The organism is uncultured Aquincola sp. (assembly GCF_964001545.1).
Classification (GTDB): domain Bacteria; phylum Pseudomonadota; class Gammaproteobacteria; order Burkholderiales; family Burkholderiaceae_C; genus Aquincola.
Genome location: NZ_CAXFDV010000762.1, coordinates 1 through 3,924 on the forward strand (window position 1 = coordinate 1; position 3,924 = coordinate 3,924).

4 protein-coding genes are annotated in these 3,924 nt (G+C 75.3%); all 4 read right to left on the minus strand.

From position 1 onward, the window contains the following. Positions 1-597: response regulator (locus ABNT58_RS26670; protein ID WP_348756402.1), on the minus strand; the 597-nt coding region annotated here is incomplete at its 3' end. Next, positions 594-1,859 carry a HAMP domain-containing sensor histidine kinase gene (locus tag ABNT58_RS26675; protein ID WP_348756403.1) on the minus strand — a complete coding sequence of 422 codons (1,266 nt, stop codon included), beginning with the start codon at positions 1,857-1,859 and terminating at the stop codon, positions 594-596. The genes ABNT58_RS26670 and ABNT58_RS26675, both read right to left, overlap by 4 nt. Then, positions 1,856-3,157: a hypothetical protein gene (locus ABNT58_RS26680; RefSeq protein ID WP_348756404.1), complete on the minus strand. Its 1,302-nt coding sequence runs from the start codon at positions 3,155-3,157 to the stop codon at positions 1,856-1,858. The genes ABNT58_RS26675 and ABNT58_RS26680 overlap by 4 nt, the downstream gene beginning before the upstream one ends. Further along, complete coding sequence (locus ABNT58_RS26685; protein ID WP_348756405.1) at positions 3,154-3,810, minus strand: DUF6683 family protein; 657 nt, start codon at positions 3,808-3,810, stop codon at positions 3,154-3,156. The genes ABNT58_RS26680 and ABNT58_RS26685 overlap by 4 nt, the downstream gene beginning before the upstream one ends. Between the last annotated feature and the right edge of the window lie 114 nt (positions 3,811-3,924).

Here is a 3,924-nt window from a genome sequence, read left to right on the forward strand (position 1 = left end):
GCTGATGCCCATGCGGTCGGCGATGACCTTGTTGAGCGTGCCTTCCACCACCCAGCCCAGCAGCTCGCGCTCGCGCGGGGTCAGGCGCGCCAGGCGCTGCTGCCAGGCCTGGCGAGCCGGGTCGTCGGCCACGGGGGCAGCTGCGGGCTCGGGTGCCTGCACCGGCACCACCGCTGCGGCCGGCACCGCGCTGGCGTGGAAGGCGCGGTCCAGCGCTTCTTCCAGCGCCTGGTCGGCAAACGGCTTTTCCAGGAAGCTCACCGCGCCGCGCTGCATGGCCTGCACCGCCAGCGGCACGTCGCCGTGGCCGGTCATGTAGACCACCGGCCAGGGCAGGCCCTGCTCGCGCAGGCGGTCGTGCAGGTCCAGGCCGCTCATGCCGGGCATGCGCACGTCCAGCAGCACGCAGGCCGGGCCGGCGGGGCGCGCGCTGCGCAGGCCGGCCAGGGCTTCGGCCGGGTCGGCATAGTCCACCACTTCATACCCCGCGCCGGCCAGCCACCAGTGGGCCGAGCTGCGGAAGTCGGCGTTGTCGTCGACGATGAAGATGGTGCGGGCCGGGGTATCGGCAGCGGCGGTGTGGGGGGCGGTGTTCATGTCGGTCTCCCGGGGGTGGTGGGCGCATCGGCCGGCAGCAGCGGCAGCGCCAGGTGGAAGCTGCAGCCGCGCTCGGGCTGGCCGTCGGGCCCCTCGTTGCGGCTGAACCAGAGCCGGCCTTGATGCAGCTCGGCGAACGATCGGCAGATGTTGAGTCCGATGCCCATGCCGTTGGGCTTGCTGGACTGGAAGGGCACGAAGAGCTGGGCGTCGTCGTCGCTGGGCAGGCCGCAGCCGTTGTCGCGCAAGCGCAGCACCGCTTCCCGGCCCGAACGCTCCACGCTCAGCCGCAGCGACAGCCGGCGCCGCACGCGGCCCTGCGCATCGGCCGGGTTGTCGCGCATGGCCTCAATGGCATTGCGCATCAGGTTGACGAAGATCTGCTGCAACATCACCTCGTCGCCCTGCACCGGGCAGGGCCGCGGCGCGGGCTCCAGCTGCACCTCGATGCCGTCACGGCGCACTTCCCAATCGAGCAGGGCCAGCGACTCACGCACCACCTGGCCCAGCTCCAGCCGCTGCAGCCGCGGGCCGCGGGCCTGCGTGTACTCGCGGATGCGGGCGATGATGCGAGACGCGAACAGCGCCTGATCCATGGCCAGCTGCACGCCGGCCAAGAGGTCGTCGGTGCGGCTGGTGGCGGCGGGCCGTTCCAGCCGCATGCGCAGGCCGCGCAGCACATTGGCCACGGTGCCAATGGGCTGGTTGAGTTCGTGCGCCAGCGTGGAAGCCATCTCGCCCACCGACAGCGTGCGTGAGGTGAACAGCAGCTTCTCGCGGTCTTCCAGGTGGCGGCGGGCGGCTTCGGCCTGGTCGTCGGTCGAAGGAACGGCTGCAGAGGCGGCCGGCAGGCTGTCGTGCGGCGGGGTGGGCGCGGGGTCGGCCGGTGCGGCATCGCCACTCCACAGCAGCCGCACCGCGGCCAGCCCGGGGCGCACCAGCGTGGCCTGGGCTTGCATGCCTTCGGCCAGCGCATCGGCCGGCAGGTCCAGCCGCAGGGCGCTGCCGCGCACCAGGCGCACCAGCAGGTCGGTGAGGCCGGGCAGCCGCGGCTCCAGCGCGGCCAGCGGCGCCTCGGCCTGCACACAGCAGTGGCTGCTGAAGGCCGGGCTGCACCAGGGCAGGCGGCGGTGGGTCAGGTCCACCAGCGCCAGGCCGCAATCGAAAGCGTCCAGCGCCAGCCGCATCGCTTCCTGCTCGCGGCGGCGGGCATCGTCCAGCGCGGTGGCGGCGCGGTGGCGGGGGCTGCGCAGCTCGGTCATCCGGGGGCTCCGTCTGGCCACACCAGCAGCAGCAGGCTCCATTGGCCGGCCAGTGCGCGCAGGAAGCGGCGCGGCTGCGCCAGGGACAGATGGGCGTGCAGCGGGTCGGGCAGCAGCGGCAGATCGCCGAAGGTAATGCGGCAGCCGATGGCGGGGGTGGCGCCCTGCCCCGGCGGCCGGCCTTCGGTGGGTGCGACGGGGGGCATGCCGGCCGCGGTGGGCCGGCTGCGCAGACCGTCCTGCGGGCCACCTTCGGTGCGGTGCAGCCGCCACTGAGCAGGCAGGCCGAGGCCTGCCGGCACCAGGAAGCGCGCCGGCAGTGCGAGCGCGGTGTGCTGCGGGCCGCCGAGCAGCCAGGCCACGGCGCGGTCGCGCAGGTCGCCGGGCAACGCGGGCTGCGGGCACACCAGCAGGATGTGGCGGCGCAGGTCCAGCTCGCGCAGCAGGGCTTGGTGCCCGCCCTGCTGCAGCATGGCGCGCCAGGCCAGCAGATCGGGCTGCGCGGGGGCGGTGCCGGGCACCGGTGCATCGGCTTTTTGGGCCGGTGCACCGGTGGCGGCCAAGGCCGCGTGGTCGGCAGCGTTGGTGTCTTCAGGGTCGTCGTCGGGCGGCGCGTCGTGGCCGTGTTCTTCGCCACGCGGCTGCACCCGCTGCACCGGCCGTCGTTGCGCCTTGGGCAACGGCGGCCGACGCAGCGGGGCCATGGAGGTGGTGAACAGCGGCGACACCGCGACCGGCACCTGCAGCGTGTCGGCGGTGGGGCGTGGCGTGGTGCCGGTGCTCGCGGGTGGCTGCGCCAGCGCGGCAGCGGCCGCGCCGCTGGCGGCCGGGAGGGTGGCCTGCATCGCCTGGGGCGCGCCGTCGGCCGCTGCGGCCGGCGCACTGGCCGGGCGGGTGGCGGGGTTGGCGGCGGCTAGCAAGGCTGCAGCGTGCACGGCTTGCGCAGGGGCGCCTGGGCCTGCCGCTGCGAGGGCAGCCGGCGCTGCGCCGGGTGGCATGGCGGCTGCGCTCATCGCGGCGCTGGCCTGGGCCGGCGGCAGGCTGTCGAACATCGAGGCGCGGGGGCTCGCCCCGGTGGTCGTGCCGGGGCTGGTCGGCGGCAGGCGGTGGGCCGCATCGGGCGCCGGCGGGGCACCGGGGGCGCCAACCGCCGAGCCGGCCGCCGCCGTGGCTTCGCCCGGCTGACCCGCGCCTTCAGCCGGGCGCGCCACCGCCGCGGCCACCTGCTGCCAGCGTTCGGCCAGGCTGCCCAGGCCGGCGTCGCCGCTGCCCAGGGGGTTGATCGCGGCCGAGCTCATGCGGGGCGGGCTGCCTTCAAGGCCTCGGCCAGCGGCTGCACCGGCACACGCAGCGTCAGGCCGTGGTCGCCCAGTTGCAGGTGGTCGGGCCGCAGACCCAGCAGCTGGCGCAGGTAGCCGCGCGCAGCCTGTTGCACGTTGGCGCGGGCCGCCGGGCCCTGGCGACGGGCCTCATGCTGGCTTTCGCCCACCAGCACGCCCAGCACCGCGAACTGCTCGAACAAGGCCTGGCGCTCGGTGGCGCTGGCCTGCACCCAGGCCGGGTGCTGGCCCAGCAGCCGGCGCATCTGCCGTTCCACCAGCGCCAACTGCGCCGGGCTGACGTCGATGCCCTGCAGCGCAGCCACGCAGGCCAGCACGAAGTAGGCGGCGGCCTGGCCGACGTCGTCTTCCGGCATGCCGGCCTGCACGCGCTGGCGGAAGTGCGCCAGGCAGCGGCGGTACAGCGCCAGTGCCTGCTGGCGCGCCGCGGGGCCGCCGGGGTGGGCGGCGGCCAGCTGCTGAGGCGCGGTGGCCTGGGCGGCGGGCAGCACGGTCAGGGGCGCCAGGTCGTCGGCATCGGCGGCGGGGCCGCCCATCAGCAGCTCGCCGAAGCTGGCGGCCAGGCGTTCGGCCAGGGCGGTGGCCTGGGCTTGTTGAAGGTTCGCAGTCATGGCTGGGCTTCTTCTTGGGAGGTGTCGTCCAGGTGCGCGGCATGGCGGGCCAGGCGGCCGCCCAGGCGCGCCAGGGCTTCGGTGCCGGCAGAGGCGTTGAGCTGCACCTGCACC